The sequence below is a fragment of the Microbacterium sp. LWO13-1.2 genome, from assembly GCF_038397725.1.
GTDB lineage: Bacteria > Actinomycetota > Actinomycetes > Actinomycetales > Microbacteriaceae > Microbacterium.
This window is the reverse complement of record NZ_CP151634.1, coordinates 1,362,647-1,381,293: the sequence shown is the minus strand read 5'-3', so window position 1 is coordinate 1,381,293 and position 18,647 is coordinate 1,362,647. Positions and strand designations below refer to the sequence as shown.

Sequence of the window (18,647 nt, the reverse complement as noted above, 5' to 3'; positions counted from 1 at the left end):
TAAGGCGGACCTTCGCTGACAGCGAACGAATCCCTGACCGGTGCTCATTTTCTGCACCGAGACGAAGAAGCGGATGCCGCGGCATCCGCTCCCGATCACCAACCGCGTTCCACTTGCATGACCGAAGCACGGTTGCAGGGCCGAACAGCCGGATCCGCCGCCGTTTCGACACTGTGGTCATGCAAGTTGTACGCCCGATCGAGGCGGCGGGCCGCGCAGGCAGTGACCGGGGTCAGAACAGCGGCTGCGCCGGAACGTGGGCGCGGGCGCCGGCGCCGGCATCCGCTTCGAGCTCGGCGATCGACGCGGGCTGCCAGCGCGGGTTGCGGTCCTTGTCGACCAGCTGCGCACGGATGCCCTCGACGAGGTCGGGGTGATGCTCGGCGAACCAGAGCACACGGCGGTACTCCCCCTCGAGTGCCGCGCGAAGGCCCGGCAGTTCGCGCGCCTCCCGTACGGCTTCGAGGGTCACCGTGAGTGCGGTCGGTGAGAGATCCTCGAGAAGGTCGGCGATGGCCGCAGCATCCGGAGTCCCCTGTGCGCGCAGCCGCTCGATGATGTCGGCGACGGTCGGCGCCGAGAACGCCTCGTCGATCCACTCGCGGTCGGCGGGAAGCGTCGAAGGTTCCGGCGTCTCGTCGAACAGCAGGACGATCTCGCTCGGACCGGTCGGATCGGCGCGATACGCCAGCGCCTCACGGAGCGCGTCGAGGTTCTCCGTCGGCACGTAGTGGTCGGCGAACCCCAGATAGATGGCGTCCGCACCGGTCATGGTGCTGCCGGTGAGTCCGAAGTACTCGCCGAATCGCCCCGGCGCCCTGCCGAGCAGCCATGTGCCGCCGACGTCCGGTGTGAAGCCGATCCGCGTCTCCGGCATCGCCAGCTTCGACCGCTCGGTGACGATGCGGATGGCGGCGTGCCCGGCGAGGCCGATCCCGCCGCCCATGGTGACGCCGTCGGCCACGGCGACCACCGGTTTCGGGTACTCCGCGATCAGCGCGTTGAGGGCGTACTCGGAGCGGAAGAACTCCGCGGTGCGCTCTGGGTGCCCCGCCACGATCTGCGCGTGCAGGGTGCGCACATCGCCCCCTGCGCACAGGCCGCGCTCACCCGCCCCGTCGATGAGGACGATCTGCACGTCGGTGTCGTCGCGCCAGGCGTTCAGCGCGTCGGCGAGGAGGTCGATCATGCCGAGATCGAGCGCGTTGATCGCCTCGGGGCGGTTGAGAGTGAGGCGTCCGAGTGCTCCTTCCGTGCGGGCGAGGACACGGGGTGCGGCTGCGGATTCGGTCACGCGTGCCAGGCTACTCCGATCGCAGGGCCGTCGGTTCGCGCGCAAAATGCAGGGAATGACGGCATTTTCCGGCAGGATAGGGAGGAACTGCTCACGCAAGGAGAGGTCGCGGATGCCCGAAGGACAGGTGCTCGAGTTCACGCGCGTGACGAAGCGCTTCAATGATGTGACGGCGGTCTCCGACTTCTCCGCGCGTGTCGAGCCCGGTGTCGTCACCGCGTTCCTCGGCCCGAACGGCGCCGGGAAGACGACCACGCTGCGGATCCTGCTGGGTCAGCTGCGGGCGACCTCCGGAACCGCGACGATCGGCGGGGTCTCCTACGCCGAACTGCGCCAGCCGCTGCGCACGATCGGCGCGGTCCTGGAGGAGACTCCGTATCGTCCGCGCCGCACGGCGAACCGCCAGCTCACGATCGCCGCCAAGGCGAACGGCATCCCGCTGTCCCGCATCGACGAGGTGCTCACGATGGTCGGGCTCGCTGGCGAGGGCGAAACCCGCCTCGGCGGCTACTCGCTCGGCATGCGGCAGCGCCTGAACGTCGCGACCGCTCTGCTCGGCGACCCGGGAGCGCTCGTCTTCGATGAGCCCGCGAACGGACTCGACCCCGAGGGAATCCGCTGGATGCGCCTGCTGATGCGCCGCCTCGCCGACGAGGGCCGCACCGTGCTGGTCTCCTCGCATGTGCTCAGCGAGGTCGAGCAGGTCGCCGACAACGTACTCGTGCTCTCGAAGGGCCAGCTGGTTCTGGCGAGCGGCATCGAGAAGCTCGCAGATCCGGCCGCCGGGTCGGTCGTCGTGGATGCCGATGACCGCGCAGCCCTGACCACGGCGCTCTCTGCCGCCGGATTCGACGTGGAGGTGCTCCGTTCCGGCCTGACCGTACGCGGCGGCGACGCCGCCACCGTCGGCGCTGTCGCCGCATCCGCCGGCATCGCGCTGAGCACGCTCGTGCAGCGCGGCCCGACCCTCGAAGACGTCTTCATCGACCTGGTTCGCGGCGGCACTCTCGAGCCGCGCGCCGAGGCGGTGGCCTCGCAGCTGGTCGATCAGGAGCGCAACGGCACGGTGCCGGTCGCGCCCGTCGCCGGTCCCGCGAGCGCGGAGCCGGGTTCGGACGCGGTCGACGCGGATGCCGACACTGACGCTGACGCTGACGCTGACGAGGCCGATGCTGCCGACGCCGAGCCCGCCGCTGATTCCGCCCCGGTGCCGTCACCGGTCGCGGCCGGAGTGGTCACTGCCGGCGCTGCCGGCTTGTTCCGGGCGACCGTCGCGGATGAGGCCCCTGCCGACCCCGCACCAGTCTCCGCACCCGAGGACACCGCGGCCGCTGAGGCTCCGGAAGGCCCGCTCGGGCTGTTCGGGGATGCTGTCACCCCGGTTGATGTCCCTTCTGAGGACCTCGCTTCCGACGAGGTCGAGTTCGAGGCCGGTCCGGATGAAGCCGAGGTCGAGGACGACGCGCACGTTGCTTCGACCGACGCGGACTCCGACGCGACCGATGACTCCGACGACTCCGACGCGACCGAGCCCGAGCCCGCGACGGGGACGGGCATCGATTGGCACGCGGCACCCGCCGCTGAGCCCGTCGCGTCCGACGGCGAGCCTGTGACCGCTGCCGCCGAGGGCGGCGTCGCCGGATGGACTGAGACCGACGCGTCGGACGACGAGGAAGCCTCGACGCCGAAGCCCTCTTTCGACGACATCCTGTTCGGTGCGGCTCCGGTCTCCGCGACTGCGGCAACGGCCGCCTTCTCTCCGGTCATCGAGTCCGATGAGTCGACCCCCGAAGCGACCGATACTGCCGCGGACGGCGACGCAGAGTCGGCACAGGAAGACGCCGCGAGCCAGGATGCAGGCGCCGCGCCGGCCTCGGAGACGATCTCCGAGAGCGACGTCGAGACCGAGGGTGACGTCGTCGCTGCCGAGGGCGACGCCGCCGACAGCGACGACGACGAGCACGAGCACGAGGGCATCGAGATCTTCGCGGCGCTCGGCGATGACCACGAAGCGACCTCCGAAGAGCACGACGATGACGACCCGCGCTCCGCCGCCGTGTCCTCGATGCTCGCCGCAGCCGCACGGGCGTACTTCGAAGACGAGCCGAAGGACTACCCGCTGAATCAGGCGATCGCGAGCTCCGAGGACGAATCCGTCGATGACGGTTCATCCGAGGATGACGGCGCGCACTGGGCGGTCGCCCCGACCGGCGTCATCGACACGGTTCCCCTCGCGAGAGCAGAGGGCGAGCCGTCCGGCGACGAGCCCTCGTCGTCGACCGATCAGGAAGCCGAACCGACCGCAGACGACGCGAACGAGTCCGGCGACAACGATCACGACGCAGACGCGGCTCAGCAGGGCGACGAGCATCACAGCGAGCATGGCCACGAGCACGAGCAGAACCACGACCACCATGGGGACGAGCACCACCACCACGGCTGAGCGCCCTCACGTCACGTGACAACGCCCTCCGCACCTTTCGGGTGCCGGAGGGCGTTTCTGTCAGGGGTGGTGCCGCTCAGGCGGGCCGGGGGCGGATGACCGGACGCCGGCGACCCGAGCTGGTCGGCGTGGGCGCGGTCAAGACGATCTCTTCGACGTCGGCAGGTTCGGACGAGACATCCAGTCGGAGCGCCTGGGTCAGCGCGAGTCCGTGGCTCGTCGTGAGGATGAGCCTGCCGTACTGCTCATCGCCCTCGAGATCGATCACGACGCTCGGTCGACGTCGGCGGATGAGAACGAAGTCGACAGCGCCGGCGGTTTTCCAGCTTCCGGCCGCGAGAACACCGGGGATGTGCGTCCCGGGGTTGGGCACGCCACGCAACCATGTCCAGGCGTCATCGGTGAGCTGCACCTTGGTGATGGTGTCCCGCGCAATGAGGAGACTCTTCTTGTGGAAGGTCGCGGCACGCTCGATCGGCGAGAGCACAACTTCCAGTTGCGTCGAATCCAGCAGCAACGTCACCATGAGTCCAGTCTGCCAGCGCCTTCCCGCGAGTTGGCTGCAACTTGTTCACAGGAAGGCAACGATCCGGTTGTCGGATTGACCCATCCTCGCGTGGAGGCGGTCGGAGACGCCGCCTAGACGAAAGTCCTCTTCGTTTTGGCCGAACGTCACTCTTGCACTCTGGTATACCAAACGGTCAAAGTGGAGTCGCGTCCTCCGGACGCTATCCCCAACGGGCTTCGGCCCACCCCAGAAGAAGGAATGAAAAATGGACGCTGTACTCGGCCTCATCACCTCTCTCCTCAACACGCTCCTCGCCCTGCTGGGCGGCCTCGGCGGCTGATCCGCTGTTGCACGAAAGCACCCCTGCGGCATCGCCGCAGGGGTGCTTTCGTCTCAGCGCGTGGCGGATGCCGCAGCGGCCGCCGCGATCGGAAGCGCGGCCTCGATCCGCTGGAGCTCCTCGTCGCCATGCGCGGCCGTCAGGAACCAGGCTTCGAAGACGCTCGGGGGCAGCGCCACCCCCTGCTCGCGCATCGCGTGGAAGAACGGCGCGTAGCGGAACGACTCCTGCGCCTGCGCCTCGGCGTAATCGCGTGGCGCGGATGCCCGGAACGCGGCGTTGAACAGGCTTCCCGCGTTCGCGACGGCGTGCGTCACACCGGCGTCGGTCAAGGCGGCATCCAGTGCCGTCGCCACGCGCGCGGCCGCGGCGTCCACCGTCGCGTACACCTCGGGAGTCGCGAGCCGCAGCGTCGCAAGCCCCGCGGCGACCGACAGCGGGTTCCCGGAGAGCGTGCCTGCCTGATACACCGGGCCAAGAGGGGCGAGCAGATCCATAATCTCCGCCCGGCCGCCGAGGGCGGCCAACGGCATCCCGCCGCCGACGACCTTGCCGAACGTGATGATGTCGGGGACGAACTCTTCGCCGCCCTCGACCTGCAGTCCCCAGAATCCCGCCGGGTGCACCCGGAACCCGGTGAGCACCTCGTCGAGGATCATCAGGGCTCCGTGTGCGTGCACGGTATCGGCGATGAGCCGGTTGAACCCGGGAAGCGGAGCGACGACGCCCATGTTCGCGGCAGACGCCTCGACGATCACGGCGGCGATCCGCGGCCCATGCTCGGCGAACACAGCCTCAAGAGCAGCGGGGTCGTTATAGGAGATGACAAGCGTCTGCGCGGCGATCGGCGCGGGAACACCGGCCGACCCCGGGAGCGCCAGCGTCGCGACGCCCGAACCCGCCTCGGCGAGCAACCCGTCGGAGTGGCCGTGATAGTGCCCAGCGAACTTCACCAGCAGATCGCGACCGGTGGCGCCGCGCGCCAGGCGGATCGCGGTCATCGTCGCTTCGGTGCCGGTCGACACGAGACGCACCCGCTCCACGGGCCGGGTATCGCCCACCCGCACGCGCCCGGCGATCAGCTCGGCGAGTTCGACCTCGCCCTCGGTCGGCGCGCCGAAGGAGAGACCGCGCGTCGCAGCATCCTGAACGGCGGCGACGACCTCGGGATGTGCGTGGCCGAGGAGCGCCGGCCCCCAGGACGCGACGAGGTCGACGTACTCGTTGCCCGCGGCATCCGTCACCGTCGCCCCGCGCGCCGAGGCGAGGAACCGCGGCGTACCGCCGACCGAGCCGTACGCGCGAACCGGCGAGTTCACACCGCCGGGGATCACAGCGCGGGCAGCGGAGAACAGGTCGTCATTGCGGTCGGTCATTTGATTTTCCTCATGTTCGTGTGCCGCGTTTCGTCTCGCGAGACCTGTGCTGAGCGAGCGAAGCGAGTCGAAGTGTCACTCAACGACCGGGGCCCCGCAGCGTTCAACGAGCGTCGTCGCGCAGCCAGCGCGCGGCCTCGGTCGCCCAGTAGGTGAGGACGGCGTCGGCGCCGGCGCGACGGATCGACAGCAACGACTCGAGCACGGCCGCGCGGCGGTCGATCCAGCCGTTGGCCGCAGCCGCCTCGATCATGGCGTACTCGCCGGAGACCTGGTACGCCCAGACGGGAATGCTCACCGTGTCACGCACTTCGCGCAGCACATCGAGGAACGCCATGGCCGGCTTGACCATCACGATGTCTGCGCCCTCTGCCTCGTCGACGACAGCCTCGCGTACGCCCTCCCGGCGGTTGCCCGGGTCGAGCTGGTACGTGCGACGATCACCCGTCAGCTGCGAATCGACGGCCTCGCGGAACGGCCCGTAGAAGGCGCTCGCGTACTTGGCGGCATAGGCCAGGAGCAACGTCTGCGCGAAGCCCTCGGCGTCCAGAGCGGCGCGGATGACGGCGACCTGTCCGTCCATCATCCCGGACAGGCCCAGCAGGTGCGATCCCGCGCGAGCCTGGGCAATCGCCATCGCCGTGTACCGCTCCAGCGTGGCGTCGTTGTCGACCGAACCGTCGGATGCGAGAACCCCGCAGTGCCCGTGATCCGTGAACTCGTCGAGGCACAGATCGGTCTGCACGACGAGCGCGTCGCCGACCTCGGCCGCGACAGCCGCGGTCGCGATGTTCAGGATGCCATCCGGGTCATCCGCCCCGGAGCCGATCGCATCACGCGAGGCGGGCACTCCGAAGAGCATGACCCCGCCCACACCGGCTTCGGCAGCCTCGACGGAAGCGGCGCGCAACGAGTCCAGCGAGTGCTGCAGGACACCGGGCATCGAGCCGATCGGAGACGGCTCGTGAAGTCCCTCGCGCACGAACATCGGAAGCACGAGGTGCCCCGGCCGGAGCGAGGTCTCCCGAACGAGGGAACGAACCGCGGGCGACTGTCGCAACCGCCTCAGGCGAACATCCGGAAAGCTCACGGCGCGAACTCGTCCGCCGCGTGCGGAAGCGTGAACTGCGAGACGGCGTCGATGAGAGCGTCGACGGTCTGACGATCGGCGACGACCGAGATGGGCAGCCCCGCTTTGCGGGCGTCGTTCGCCGTTCGGGGGCCGATCGCGGCGAGCAGCGTGCTGTCCGGGATCTCCGGGAACTGCTCCCGAACCTGCGCCGCCACAGAGCCGCTGGTGATCAGGATCGCGTTGATGCGCCCGTTCTCGACATCGCGCATGATGCGCTCCGTGACCGGGACGCCCACCGTGCGATAGGCGACGACGCTCTGCACGTCGTGCCCGGCCTCGATCAACGAGCGGCTGAGCACCGGCTTCGCGATCTCGCTGCGGAGGGTCAGGATGCGGCGCGGCGCGGACTCGAGAGCGATGAGTTGCGCGGCCATGCCCTCGGCGGAGTTGTCGTCCTCCGGCACCAGGTCGACCTCGTAGCCGACCGCCTGAAGAGCGGCAGCGGTGGTCTCGCCGACAGCGGCGATCCGCGTGGAGCGCGGAACGACAGCCCGGTGCGCGAACAACACGTCGACCGTCGTCGCGCTGGTGATCGTGAGCCAGTCGAACTCGCCGGCCGCCAGTTGCGCCAGGGCGTGGTCGAGCGTCGCCTGGTCCGTGGTCGGCGCGAAGTTGATGAGCGGCGCGACGACGGGAATCGCGCCCTGGGCGCGCAGACTCGCGGCGACGCCGTCGCCCCACGGCCCGCCACGGGGCACGAGTACGCGCCAGCCGTCCAGCGGTCGGTCTTGCTTCGAATCGGATGATGTCATGAGGAAAGCTCTCGGGAGACGAGGTCAGCCGCCCCTTGTTCGAGCAGCCGACGGGCAACAGTCAACCCGAGCAAGCGTGCCGCGTGCATCGGGTCTGCACCATCGGCAGCATCCGCTCCATTGCCACTGCCGTTTCGACGAATATACTCCCCGTTCAGCGTCTCCGTGACGTCGAGCCCGATCCGGCGGCCGTCATCCGGCGAGTAGACGACCGTCCGAACGCGGACGGATGCCCCCGTCACGACGGCATGAGCGGCCATCGGCGCCTGGCAGCCGGCGTCGAGTCCCTCCAGGATCGCGCGCTCCACGGTGACTGCGATACGCGTCGCCTCGTCGTCCAGCGCGGCGAGTGCGTCGAGCAGTTCCGCCGGAGCTCCCGTCGTGGTCTCGACGGCCAGCGAACCCTGCCCCGGCGCGGTCGGCCATTCGGCGAGGCCGAGCTCCTCGCGCCTCAGATCTGTGTCGGACTCGAGACGGGAGAGACCGGCGGCGGCGAGGATCACGGCATCCAGCTCGCCGGAGGTCACCCGCGCGAGGCGGGAGTCGACGTTGCCGCGGATGTCGACGACGGCGGCGTGCGGAGCCCGGCGCCGCACCTGGGCGATGCGCCGCGGGGAACCGGTGCCGATGGTGCTGCCGGGACGCAGCTCATGCAGCGGTGTGCCCCCGCGGGTCAGGACGACGTCGCGGGCGTCTTCCCGGCTGGGGGTCGCTGCGATCATCAGGCCGTCGGGGATCGCCGTGGGCAGATCCTTGAGCGAGTGCACGAGGATGTCGCACTCACCCGCGAAGAGCGCCTCGCGCAGTCGCGTCGCGAAGATGCCCTGGCCGCCGATCTCCGACAGTGAGGCGCGATTGGTGTCGCCTTCGGAGACGATCGGAACGAGCTCGACCGGGCGCCCGGAGAGCTTCTCGATGGCGGTGGCGACATGGCCGGACTGCGCCAGCGCCAGGGCACTGCGGCGGGTGCCCAGGAGGATCGGGCGCTCTCGGCTCGAGGTGTTCATCACGACTACTGAAGAACGTCGGCGATCTCGTCGAATCGAAGTCGGCGCCCCGTGTAGAAGGGCACCTCCTCCTTCACGTAACGGCGCGCATCGGTGTAGCGGAGGTCACGCATCAGGTCGACGAGCTCGGTCACATCGTCGGCCTCGAGCGGCAGCAGCCACTCGTAGTCTCCGAGGGCGAAGGCGGCCACGGTGTTCGCGATGACCCCGGTGAATGCCGCGCCCTTGCGCCCGTGATCGGCGAGCATCTTGCGGCGCTCCTCTTCGGGTGCGAGATACCACTCGGGCGTGCGGACGAACGGGTACAGGCACAGCCACTGCTTCGGTTCGACACCCCGCAGGAAGCCGGGCACGTGCTGACGGTTGAACTCGGCGTCGCGGTGCACGCCCATCACGTTCCACACCGGCAAGAGGGTGCGCAGCAGCTCGGTACGGCGCAGGCGACGCAATGCCCGCTGCAGCTCCTCGGCGGTGTCGCCGTGCAGCCAGACCATCAGGTCGGCGTCGGCCTTGAGGCCGGAGACGTCGTAGAAGCCGCGGACGGTGACTCCCGAGTCCTCGATGTACCCGACGATCGTCTCGAGTTCGGTCGCGTCGGTCTCGGTGACCGGCATCTCGGGATGGCGTCGCCAGACGGCCCAGAGGGTGAAGCCGGACGGGTTCTCTTCGAGCTCTTCGGACATGCTTCCAGTCTGCCTCCTTTACGCGGGGGCGGCGACCGGATGACCGGACCCTCAGCGCGAGAGCGCCCTGGCGATCACCCAGATCGCACCGCCGACGGCTGCCGCGATGCCGATCGTTGCAGCGATGGCGCCCACCGGATTGCGATCGGCGAACACCCGAGCCTTCGCCGCGGCGCGCTGTGAGGCCTTCTCGATCCGGCGAGGGAAGTTGCCCTTCACCTCGATCGCCGCGAGAGCCGCCTTGAGCTCGGCACGGGCCGAGGCGACGGGATCGACGATCCCCGCGGGCACGACGGTGCGGGGCGTGTTCTCAGATACGGTCATCGCCGGCGTCCTTCACGAGTCGGATGTCTTCAGCCACGGCCTGCGCGGGATTCTGGCGGGCGAGTACCTTGCGGAACTTCAGGATGCCCAGCAGCGCGAAGAGCAGGACCGCGAGCAGGAGGATGCCGAACACCGCCAGCGCCGAAAGCCAGACCGGCCACCAGGATGACAGTCCGGCGATCGCGAAGACGAGAATCACCGGAACCGCCCAGAACAGGAAGAACAACGCGACCAGGAACCAGACCGATCCGATTCCGGCGTCCTTGGCGGTGCGTGAGATCCACGCCTTCGCCGCGTCGACTTCCGCCTTCACCAGGTTGGTGACCAACTCGGGCAGGTCGCCGAGCAATGTCAGCAGGCTGTCATCAGCCCTGTCGCGCTTTCCTCGCAGCATCTCAGCTGCCGCTCTTCGCGGACCCTGAGCCTGTCGTGGAGTTCTTGGCTGCCGGCTTCTTGGCGGCCGGCTTCTTCACCTCGGCCTCGGTGTCCTCCGCTGCGCGGGCGACGTCTTCGACGGCATCCTTGCCGGTCGCGATCACCGAGTCGAGCTTCTGACCCGGGGTGCCGGATCCGCCCACGGACTGGACGACCTTGACGGCCCCGTTCCACAGCGCGCCCGGAACGGCCGCGGCCTGCGACTTCGCGAAGGTCTTGACCTTGTCGACCTGGTCCTGCACAGGGTCGAGGTTCCACACCTTCAGCCACTGCTTCTTGATCTGCTCATAGCGCTCGCGCCCGGCGCGCGTACCGAGGACGTATCCGGCGCCGAGTCCGACGACGAGTCCGATCTTCCCCTTCATAGGGTGCTCCTCACGTTGTTCCGGTCGAGCCGCAGGCTTCGATCCCCGCCGGCCAGATACCAGCGTAACCCTGTATGCCGATTTCGGCATCAATTCTTGATGGGGGTTGACACACGCCGCCATTCAGTCCCAGATCAGGGCGCGCCGCAGCCGGTCGGCCTCGTCCTTGGCGTCCGGGATGACCTGGGCGAGCCCCGTTCCGGCCACCCACGCCCCCACGACAGCAAGACCTGGGACCGCCCGCACTGCGGCACGCGCGGCAGCACGTCGTTCGCCCACTCCGATGATCGACGCCGGCTGCGACTGCACGAAGCGGGAGCGGTGCGCGGCGACGAGCGCGGTCCGCGGAATGGTCACACCGAGGAGCGCGGATGCCTCGCTCAGCGCGAGCACCGCGGCAGCCTCGTCGTCCAGGGTGGCGGTCGTCGGCGGCTCGCCCTGCGCGCCGAAGGAGACCCGCACGAGGTGACGCGCGCCTGCAGCCTCGCGCAGCCAGCCCCATTTCGCGGTCGAATGCGTGAGCGCCTTGGCCGTGTGACTGCCGGGAACCGTGAGCACGCCGGTGCCGCGCGGCGCGGCGTCGAGCGCCGGCGCGTCGAGCAGCAGGGTGACGATCTCGATCTCCGGCGCCGACGATGCCGCCGCCGAGGCGGCGAGTCCGGGCACGAGGGGATCGAGGAGCAGTCGTGCGACAGCCTCGTCGGTGGCGAGGATGACGGCGTCGGCCTCGATCTCCTCGGTCGGTGCCACCGCCTCAGCGAGCTCATCGTCGGTGGCGACGTCGGCTGTGTCATCCGGCTCCACATCTGCCGCGACCAGCCACGCCTCCCCCGCTCGGGAGAGCGACCGCGCGTGAACCTTCGTGCGCACGACCCCGCCGAGACGCAGCAGCTCGGCTTCCAGCGCATCGACGAGCACCGACATGCCGCCCTCGATGCCCTCGACGGCAGCTCCCGGCGCCTTGGCCGCGCGTGCCGCGCCCTCGTCACGCAGCACCTGCACCGCGCCTGCCAGTGAGCCGGCGCGAGTGAGGGCGGCGTTGAGTCCAGGAGCTGCGACGTCGACATCGACATCTTCGGGCGATGCGGAGTAGACCCCGGTGGTCACCGGGGCGACCAGTCGATCGCGCACCTTCGTGCCCATCCGGGACGAGACGAGCCTGCCGAGGCTGTGCTGGTGGCCGATCGTGAGCGGGGGGCGCACGCGGTCGAGGTAGGCCCGCCAGGCGCCCGACCAGCCGATGATGCGGCGCACGTCGTCCTGGAACGGGTTCGCCGGGATGCCGAGAATGCCGCCGACGGGCAGCGGCGCGGCCCCCACGCCGGGGATACCGGCCAGCCAGGCCCCACCGGCGGCGGGTGCCACGATCCGATCCGCAAGACCGAGTTCGGTGAGCAGGCCGCGCACATGACCGCCCCGGGTGGCGAAGCTCTCCGCTCCGATGTCGACACGGACGCCGTCGAGGTCGGTCCGGCGGATCGCTCCGCCCAGAGCATCCGCGGCTTCCAGCACGGTGACCCGCATGCCGACCTTCACGCATTCGCGGGCGGCGATCAACCCGCCTATCCCCCCGCCGATCACGACGACGCGCGTCGCGGCGGCGCGGGCTGCGAGCGACTCGGGGCCGGCTGGTTCGGTCACACCGAGGCTCCGTGTCCCGACGAGTGCACCAGCTCGACGATACGAGTGAGCTGGTCGGGGTCTGTCTCCGGCGGCACGCCGTGTCCGAGGTTGAGGATGTGCGCACGAGCGGCGCGACCGCGCTCGAGCACGTCGAGCACGTGCGCCTCCAGCACCGGCCAGGGCGCGGAGAGGAGCGCGGGATCGATGTTGCCCTGCACGGTGACGTCAGGCCCGAGGATGGCCGCGGCCTCGTCGAGCGGTTGACGCCAGTCGACGCCGACACCGTCGGCGATGCCACCGAGTCGCATATCGCCGAGGAACGGCCCGGTGCCGACGCCGAAGTGGATCGTCGGGATGCCGATGCCGTCGAGGGCGGACCGGGAGTGCGGTGCGACGAAGGTGCGGTAGTCGGCGGTGCTGAGGGAACCCGCCCAGGAGTCGAAGAGCTGCACGACGGATGCTCCGGCGTCGCGCTGCGCCTCGAGGAACGCCCGTGAGATCTGCGCCAGCCAGCCGGCCAGCTTGTTCCACGATGCGGGGTCGGCGTGCATCATCGCCCGCGCACGCATGTGCTCCTTCGAGGGGCCGCCCTCGACGAGATAGGCGGCGAGGGTGAACGGCGCACCGGCGAAGCCGATCAGCGGAGTGTCGCCGAGCTCGGCGACCACGAGGCGCACGGCATCGGCGATCGCAGTCGCGTCCAGCGAGGCGGGGTCGATCGCGGTGATCCGATCGACGTCGGCCGCGGTGCGGACCGGGTTCGCGAACACCGGACCGCGTCCCGGTTCGATGACCACGTCGACGCCGGCGAGGCGCAGCGGGATGACGATGTCGCTGAAGAACACGGCCGCGTCCACTCCGTGCCGGCGAACCGGCTGCAGCGTGATCTCGGCGGCGAGGTCCGGCGTGAGGCAGGCGTCCAGCATCCGCGTCCCGACCCGCAGTTCCCGGTATTCGGGCAGCGACCGGCCCGCCTGGCGCATGAACCAGACCGGGGTCTGCGCGGGGCGATCACCGGCGAGGGCGCGCAGCAACGGCGCGTCGGAGAGAGGCATGGCACCATTCTCCCAGCCGGGCCTATGGGCGTGCTGAGGTGCTTGCAAGTCTCCGGATATCGGCCCCGCCGACGCACTCGACGAGGGCCGGTACAATCGAACTGTGCTGCTCTGCGTCTCGGCGAGTCACAAGACCGCCTCCTTCGATCTGCTCGAACGTCTGAGCCGCACCCCCGATGACGTCGCTCCGACCCTGGTGAGCATGGCGCCGGTCGTGCAGGGTGCGGTCGTCCTGGCGACCTGCAACCGGTTCGAGGCGTACATCGAGATCGACGAGCCGGTCACCGCAGCCGGCGCCATCGGCGTCGAAGCCGTGCTCGAAGCCGTCGAGGCAACCACCGGCGTCGCCGCCAAGGACCTCGAGGGCGCATACGCCGTGCATTCCGGCAGGCGCGTCGCCGAACACCTGTTCTCCGTCGCCGCCGGCCTCGAATCCGTGGTCTCCGGCGAGGGCGAGATCGCCGGCCAGGTCCGGCGCGCATTGAAGACGGCGCGCACGGACGGCACGACCTCGCCCGAGCTCGAACGACTCTTCCAGCGCGCGAGCCAGGCGCAGCGCAAGGTCAAGAACGTCACCGCGCTCGGCCGCGCCGGCCGTTCGCTGGTACGACTCGCGCTCGAGCTCGCCGACAGCCGCATCGCCGACTGGTCCGCCGAGCGTGTGCTGCTCGTCGGCACCGGCGCCTACGCGGCCGTCACCCTCGCCACGCTCCGTGAGCGCGGCGCCGTGAACATCTCGGTCTTCTCGCCGTCCGGCCGCGAAGCGGCGTTCGCCGCGAAGCACGGCATCCGCCCGATCACCGCCGACGAATACGCGTACACCGCGTCGCGCTCGAGCCTGCTGATCACCTGCACCACGGCGACCGAGCCCGTCCTCGGACCCGAGCACCTGAGCGCTCCCCTCGGGATCGCTCCGGCGGGATGCCCGGTCGGCGATCACAACCGCCTCATCATCGACCTCGGCATGCCGCGCAACGTCGACCCCGCGGTCGCGCACCTCGCGGCAACGGCTCTCCTCGATCTGGAGACCATCCGGCTGCACGCACCTCTCGAGGAACTGCAGGCGACGGATGCCGCGCGCAGCGTCGTCCGCGATGCCGCCGATACCTTCCACGTCGTGGGTGCACGACAGAGTGTGACCCCCTCGATCGTCGCGCTGCGCACGCACATCTTCGGGCTCCTCGAGAACGAGATCGGGCGGGCCCGCGCCCGCGGCGACGAGGATGGACGCATCGAACAGTCCCTGCGTCACCTCGCCGGCGTTCTCCTGCACGCACCGACCACGCGTGCGCATGAACTCGCCGCCACCGGTCGTGCCGACGACTTCGCGGCCGCCCTCGAGACGCTGTACGGGATCGCGCCCGAGGCAGACGCCGCCGCGGCATCAGAATCCGCCTGAAGCCCGCATCCCGCGGCGACGTGGTCGGTGCGAGACTGGTCGCATGGCCCTTCACATCACCGGAGACACCGCCGCCGACGCGCTCCTCACCGACAATCCGCTCGCGCTTCTGGTGGGGATGCTCCTCGACCAGCAGGTGCCGATGGAGACGGCGTTCGCCGGACCTCTGAAGATCGAACAGCGGACCGGGGCGGCCGACGCCGCCACCATCGCCCGGATGAATCCCGACGAGTTCCTCGAGGCGTTCAAGCAGACGCCAGCCGTGCATCGCTTCCCCGGTTCCATGGCGGCCCGAGTGCAGACGCTCTGTCAGGAACTCGTTGACCAGTGGGGCGGTGACGCCTCCGCGCTGTGGACCGAGGGCGACCCGAGCGGCGCCGAGGTGTTGAAGCGGCTCAAGACACTCCCCGGTTTCGGCGAGCAGAAGGCGAAGATCTTCCTCGCGCTGCTGGGCAAGCAGTACGGCTTCACCGGTGAGGGCTGGCGCGAGGCGGCCGCACCCTACGGCGAAGAAGGCTCATTCCGCAGCGTCGCAGACATCGTCTCGCCGGAGTCGCTCACGCAGGTGCGCGAGCACAAGAAGGCCATGAAGGCCGCAGCCAAGGCCGCGAAATGAAGCCGACCGGTGACGATGTCGCGGCTCTGATCGCGCGGTCGACGCCGGAGAAGCGCCGGCGGGATGCCGAGACGCTGACCGCGCTGATGCAGGAGGTCTCCGGCCGCGAGCCCGTGGTCTGGGGCACGATCATCGGCTTCGGATCGTGCCACTACCGTTACCCGACCGGCACCGAAGGTGACACCGGCCTGATCGGCTTCGCACCCCGCAAGGCTGCGACCACGGTGTATCTGCTCGACGGGGTTGATGCTCACGCGGCAGCGATCGCGAAGCTCGGCCCGCACACGGCTGGCGCCGGCTGCCTCTACATCAAAGACCTCGAGGAGATCGACCTCGAGGTGCTCCGCGGCATCCTGGAGCGATCCCTCGCCTGGGCGGAATCCGGTGGCACCGAGGGCATGCAGATCGAGGTGCGCAGCTGAGCGCCGTGACGGTGCGCGAGGCCACCGAGAATGACTGGCCGCACATCTGGCCGATCTTCCGCGAGGTCGTCCGGGAGCAGACGACCTTCGCCTACGACCCCGGGATGAGCGAGGACGAAGCGCGCCGGACGTGGTTGCGCGGCGAGCCCGCCCGCACCGTTGTCGCCGTCGCGGACGACCAGGTGCTCGGAACAGCGAACATGTACCCGAATCGCGCAGGGCCCGGATCGCACGTGGCATCGGCGAGCTTCATGGTGGACTCCGCCGCGAGAGGGCGCCGCGTGGGCCGCACCCTCGTGGAGGACATGATCGCCTGGGCGCGCCGCCGCGGTTTCGTAGCGGTCCAGTTCAACGCCGTGGTGGAGACGAACACGGCCGCCGTTCAGTTGTACGAGAACCTCGGCTTCCGCACGATCGGCATCGCGCCGGGCGCGTTCCGGCATCCGTCCGAAGGCGATGTGGGCCTGCGGATCATGTGGCTCGATCTGCGCGAGAACTGACGCCTGCAACCTGACACCGAGACCCCCGTTCAGCGCCGAGACCCCCTCGTACAGACGTCTGTACGAGGGGGTCTCGGCGGTATCAGGGGGTTTCGGCACTGAGGCGACGGGCTCAGCGCAGCCCGGCGAAGAACGCCCGGATGTCGCCGACGAGCACGTCGGGCCGCTCCAGTGCGGCGAAGTGCCCGCCCTCGTCGAAGCGGCTCCAGTGCACGATGTTCGAGTTGTCGCGCTCGGCGAAGACCCGGATCGTCTGGAAGTCGTCCTTGAAGACGGCCACACCGGTCGGCGCGGCGTTGATCTGCGGAGCAGCGTCCTCCCCGCCGTCAGCCCGAGCGTTCTCCAGGTAGCTGCGGCTCATGCCAGAGGCGGCGTTGGCGAACCAGTTCACGCTCACCTCGAGCAGGATCTTGTCGAGCGAGACCAGCGAGGTGCCGTTGCCGAAGTTGTTGAACAGCTCGCTGTAAGCGAGAAGCCCGATCGGCGAGTCGCTGATGCCGACCGACACGGTCTGCGGACGGGACGAGTTCATCGTGTTGTAGCCACCGACTGACTGGAACCACTGCATGTGCTCGAGACCGGCGTAGTCCGCGGGCTCCAGCTTCTCGAACTCGGCAGGGTCGCCGGAGGGGAACGAGAACAGCTGCATCACGTGCAGACCGAGGAAGCCTGCAGGGTTGAGCAGACCGAGCTCGCGGGCGACCATCGCGCCGTTGTCAGAGCCGTGGATGCCGTAGCTGTCGTAGCCGAGGCCGCGCATCAGCTCGTCGTACGCGGCGGCTACCCGTGCCGTGGTCCAGCCGGCAGAGGCGAGCGGCTGCGAGTAGCCGTAGCCCGGAGCATCCGGGATCACGACATCGAACGCGTCTTCTGCGCGGCCGCCGTGCGCCACCGGGTCGACGAGCTGGTCGATCATGTCGAGGTAGTCGATCGACGAACCCGGGTAGGTGTGCGCGAGCAGCAGCGGAGTCGCGCCCTCGTGCGCCGAACGCACGTGGATGAAGTGGATGCTCTGACCGTCGATCTCGGTGGTGAAATGCGGCACCGCGTTGATCCGTGCCTCGGCGGCGGCCCAGTCGAAGGAGCGCCACGCGTCGATGGCTTCGCGGAGGTACGAGTTCGGCGTGCCGGCATCCCAGTCGTCGACCGGCGACGGCTGGGGCAGGCGGGTACGGGCGAGTCGGTCCTGGAGGTCGGCGACCTCGGCAGCGGAGACGGAGACGGAGAAGGGGCGGAAGGTGAGGTTGATGTTGTTCATGTCTACGACGATATGAGCCTAATAGGCGGGATATCTTCCTAATAGAAAAGAGAATCTCATCCGATTTCCGGAGGCCGTCGAGCCTCCGAATCGGATGGGGGTGGTGGCACGAGGCGCAGCCGTGCAGACTGGGGCGATGGCTTGGATGGATATCGACAGGACCATACGCGGCGCATGCCGACGTGATGACCCCTGACGCGGGAGGGCGGGCGGCTTGTCGACGCCGTCCCGCCGACAGCCCTTGTTCTGCTCGGCATCCTCAGCGTCCAGCTGGGGTCTGCCCTCGCTAAAGGGTTGTTCGAGACCGTAGGGAGCTTCGGCACCGTCGCCCTGCGGTTGTTCTTCGCGGCTATCGTGCTGGTCGTGCTGTGGCGCCCTCCTCTGCGCATGAATCGTCGCGCCTGGGCGATCGTGCTGGCGTACGGCGTGATCCTCGGCCTGATGAACCTGTTCTTCTATCTGGCCCTGAATCTCATACCGCTGGGAATCGCGGTGACCATCGAGTTCCTGGGGCCGCTCGCCGTCGCTCTCGCCGGTTCCAGACGATGGTCGGATGCCTTCTGGGCGCTCCTGGCGACCGGTGGTGTCGTGCTGCTCATGGGAGGTGTCGGCGACCTCGAGCTCGCCGGCGTGCTGTTCGCGCTGGGAGCGGGAGTGTGCTGGTCGCTCTACATTCTGGTCAGCGCGGCTCTGGGTCGTCACACCCACGAAGGCAACGGCCTCGCTCTCGGGGCGGTCGTCGCCGCGTGCGTGGCGTTTCCCGTCGGCGTCGCCGAGAGCGGGCTCGCCTTGATCCAGCCGTGGGTACTGGCGGCCGGAGTCGGGGTGGCGCTGTTGTCTTCGGTGATTCCGTCATCATTCGACCTGGAGGCCCTTCGGCGGATGCCGCCTCGGGTCTTCGGCATCCTGATGAGTCTCGAGCCCGCGATGGCGGCGGTGATCGGCCTCGTGGTGCTGCAGGAGGCGTTGCTCTGGTCGCAATGGCTGGCTGTGGCGTGCGTCGTCATCGCCTCCATCGGCGCGGCGCGCAGTGCACGCCCGGCCGCCCCGAAGACATCGCCCGACGGATGACGTGGCGGATCGTGAGCGCGCCCGGTGGATACGCTCCTCTAGTA

General features: G+C 69.3%; 19 protein-coding genes. 6 read left to right on the top strand and 13 right to left on the bottom strand.

All coding sequences use genetic code 11. The features are described from left to right. Positions 1–232: 232 nt before the first annotated feature. Positions 233–1,294, bottom strand: coding sequence for an enoyl-CoA hydratase/isomerase family protein (locus MRBLWO13_RS06630; RefSeq protein WP_341977211.1), 1,062 nt, complete (start codon positions 1,292–1,294; stop codon positions 233–235). Positions 1,295–1,406: 112 nt separating this feature from the next. Here MRBLWO13_RS06630 and MRBLWO13_RS06625 point away from each other — a divergent pair, with 112 nt between their 5' ends. After that, positions 1,407–3,737, top strand: a complete 2,331-nt coding sequence (locus MRBLWO13_RS06625; RefSeq protein ID WP_341977209.1) for an ATP-binding cassette domain-containing protein — start codon at positions 1,407–1,409, stop codon at positions 3,735–3,737. Between the two features lie 76 nt (positions 3,738–3,813). Here MRBLWO13_RS06625 and MRBLWO13_RS06620 read toward each other — a convergent pair whose 3' ends face one another. The 11 genes from MRBLWO13_RS06620 to hemE form a co-directional block, all read right to left on the bottom strand. Further along, on the bottom strand, positions 3,814–4,263 hold the full coding sequence (locus MRBLWO13_RS06620; protein WP_341977207.1) for a hypothetical protein: 450 nt from the start codon (positions 4,261–4,263) through the stop codon (positions 3,814–3,816). 375 nt (positions 4,264–4,638) lie between these two features. Further along, positions 4,639–5,961: a glutamate-1-semialdehyde 2,1-aminomutase gene (locus MRBLWO13_RS06615; protein WP_341977206.1), complete on the bottom strand. Its 1,323-nt coding sequence runs from the start codon at positions 5,959–5,961 to the stop codon at positions 4,639–4,641. A gap of 103 nt (positions 5,962–6,064) precedes the next feature. After that, positions 6,065–7,051, bottom strand: coding sequence for a porphobilinogen synthase (gene hemB / locus MRBLWO13_RS06610; RefSeq protein ID WP_341977204.1), 987 nt, complete (start codon positions 7,049–7,051; stop codon positions 6,065–6,067). Continuing rightward, positions 7,048–7,845: a uroporphyrinogen-III synthase gene (locus tag MRBLWO13_RS06605; RefSeq protein ID WP_341977202.1), complete on the bottom strand. Its 798-nt coding sequence runs from the start codon at positions 7,843–7,845 to the stop codon at positions 7,048–7,050. Before MRBLWO13_RS06605 ends, hemB begins: the two co-directional genes overlap by 4 nt. Continuing rightward, a complete protein-coding gene (gene hemC, locus MRBLWO13_RS06600; RefSeq protein ID WP_341977200.1) occupies positions 7,842–8,852 on the bottom strand; it encodes a hydroxymethylbilane synthase in 1,011 nt (336 codons plus the stop codon). Before hemC ends, MRBLWO13_RS06605 begins: the two co-directional genes overlap by 4 nt. Positions 8,853–8,857: 5 nt before the next feature. Beyond that, positions 8,858–9,535 (bottom strand): hydrogen peroxide-dependent heme synthase, encoded by a 678-nt coding sequence (gene hemQ, locus MRBLWO13_RS06595; protein ID WP_341977198.1) that lies wholly within the window; start codon positions 9,533–9,535, stop codon positions 8,858–8,860. A gap of 51 nt (positions 9,536–9,586) precedes the next feature. Next, the gene (locus MRBLWO13_RS06590) at positions 9,587–9,859 is read right to left on the bottom strand and encodes a hypothetical protein (RefSeq protein WP_341977196.1); all 273 of its coding nucleotides are present in this window, start codon (positions 9,857–9,859) and stop codon (positions 9,587–9,589) included. Further along, positions 9,846–10,253: a phage holin family protein gene (locus tag MRBLWO13_RS06585; RefSeq protein WP_341977194.1), complete on the bottom strand. Its 408-nt coding sequence runs from the start codon at positions 10,251–10,253 to the stop codon at positions 9,846–9,848. Before MRBLWO13_RS06585 ends, MRBLWO13_RS06590 begins: the two co-directional genes overlap by 14 nt. Position 10,254: 1 nt before the next feature. Continuing rightward, complete coding sequence (locus tag MRBLWO13_RS06580; RefSeq protein WP_341977193.1) at positions 10,255–10,659, bottom strand: hypothetical protein; 405 nt, start codon at positions 10,657–10,659, stop codon at positions 10,255–10,257. 123 nt (positions 10,660–10,782) lie between these two features. Continuing rightward, positions 10,783–12,300, bottom strand: a complete 1,518-nt coding sequence (locus tag MRBLWO13_RS06575; protein ID WP_341977191.1) for an FAD-dependent oxidoreductase — start codon at positions 12,298–12,300, stop codon at positions 10,783–10,785. Further along, positions 12,297–13,337: a uroporphyrinogen decarboxylase gene (hemE, locus tag MRBLWO13_RS06570; protein WP_341977189.1), complete on the bottom strand. Its 1,041-nt coding sequence runs from the start codon at positions 13,335–13,337 to the stop codon at positions 12,297–12,299. Before hemE ends, MRBLWO13_RS06575 begins: the two co-directional genes overlap by 4 nt. Positions 13,338–13,440: 103 nt before the next feature. Here hemE and MRBLWO13_RS06565 point away from each other — a divergent pair, with 103 nt between their 5' ends. The 4 genes from MRBLWO13_RS06565 to MRBLWO13_RS06550 are packed head-to-tail and all read left to right on the top strand — an operon-like array spanning position 13,441 to position 16,274. After that, a complete protein-coding gene (locus MRBLWO13_RS06565; protein ID WP_341977187.1) occupies positions 13,441–14,736 on the top strand; it encodes a glutamyl-tRNA reductase in 1,296 nt (431 codons plus the stop codon). Between the two features lie 43 nt (positions 14,737–14,779). Beyond that, complete coding sequence (locus tag MRBLWO13_RS06560) at positions 14,780–15,352, top strand: HhH-GPD-type base excision DNA repair protein (RefSeq protein WP_341977186.1); 573 nt, start codon at positions 14,780–14,782, stop codon at positions 15,350–15,352. Then, a complete protein-coding gene (locus MRBLWO13_RS06555; RefSeq protein ID WP_341977184.1) occupies positions 15,349–15,774 on the top strand; it encodes a DUF1801 domain-containing protein in 426 nt (141 codons plus the stop codon). The genes MRBLWO13_RS06560 and MRBLWO13_RS06555 overlap by 4 nt, the downstream gene beginning before the upstream one ends. 5 nt (positions 15,775–15,779) lie before the next feature. Further along, a complete protein-coding gene (locus MRBLWO13_RS06550) occupies positions 15,780–16,274 on the top strand; it encodes a GNAT family N-acetyltransferase (protein WP_341977182.1) in 495 nt (164 codons plus the stop codon). Between the two features lie 112 nt (positions 16,275–16,386). Here MRBLWO13_RS06550 and MRBLWO13_RS06545 read toward each other — a convergent pair whose 3' ends face one another. Beyond that, entirely contained in the window at positions 16,387–17,532 is a 1,146-nt protein-coding gene (locus MRBLWO13_RS06545; RefSeq protein WP_341977180.1) for an epoxide hydrolase family protein, read from the bottom strand. Between the two features lie 294 nt (positions 17,533–17,826). On the opposite strand from MRBLWO13_RS06545, the gene MRBLWO13_RS06540 reads away from it, so the two are divergent. Continuing rightward, positions 17,827–18,603: an EamA family transporter gene (locus MRBLWO13_RS06540; protein WP_341977178.1), complete on the top strand. Its 777-nt coding sequence runs from the start codon at positions 17,827–17,829 to the stop codon at positions 18,601–18,603. The last annotated feature ends 44 nt before the right edge of the window (positions 18,604–18,647 follow it).

Bases quoted from the DNA above. Each gene is read 5' to 3' on its own strand.
- MRBLWO13_RS06625 (WP_341977209.1), top strand. From the start codon at position 1,407: ATGCCCGAAGGACAGGTGCTCGAGTTCACGCGCGTGACGAAGCGCTTC.
- MRBLWO13_RS06620 (WP_341977207.1), bottom strand. From the start codon at position 4,263: ATGGTGACGTTGCTGCTGGATTCGACGCAACTGGAAGTTGTGCTCTCG.
- MRBLWO13_RS06615 (WP_341977206.1), bottom strand. From the start codon at position 5,961: ATGACCGACCGCAATGACGACCTGTTCTCCGCTGCCCGCGCTGTGATC.
- MRBLWO13_RS06605 (WP_341977202.1), bottom strand. From the start codon at position 7,845: ATGACATCATCCGATTCGAAGCAAGACCGACCGCTGGACGGCTGGCGC.
- hemC (WP_341977200.1), bottom strand. From the start codon at position 8,852: ATGAACACCTCGAGCCGAGAGCGCCCGATCCTCCTGGGCACCCGCCGC.
- hemQ (WP_341977198.1), bottom strand. From the start codon at position 9,535: ATGTCCGAAGAGCTCGAAGAGAACCCGTCCGGCTTCACCCTCTGGGCC.
- MRBLWO13_RS06590 (WP_341977196.1), bottom strand. From the start codon at position 9,859: ATGACCGTATCTGAGAACACGCCCCGCACCGTCGTGCCCGCGGGGATC.
- MRBLWO13_RS06585 (WP_341977194.1), bottom strand. From the start codon at position 10,253: ATGCTGCGAGGAAAGCGCGACAGGGCTGATGACAGCCTGCTGACATTG.
- MRBLWO13_RS06580 (WP_341977193.1), bottom strand. From the start codon at position 10,659: ATGAAGGGGAAGATCGGACTCGTCGTCGGACTCGGCGCCGGATACGTC.
- hemE (WP_341977189.1), bottom strand. From the start codon at position 13,337: ATGCCTCTCTCCGACGCGCCGTTGCTGCGCGCCCTCGCCGGTGATCGC.
- MRBLWO13_RS06560 (WP_341977186.1), top strand. From the start codon at position 14,780: ATGGCCCTTCACATCACCGGAGACACCGCCGCCGACGCGCTCCTCACC.
- MRBLWO13_RS06555 (WP_341977184.1), top strand. From the start codon at position 15,349: ATGAAGCCGACCGGTGACGATGTCGCGGCTCTGATCGCGCGGTCGACG.
- MRBLWO13_RS06545 (WP_341977180.1), bottom strand. From the start codon at position 17,532: ATGAACAACATCAACCTCACCTTCCGCCCCTTCTCCGTCTCCGTCTCC.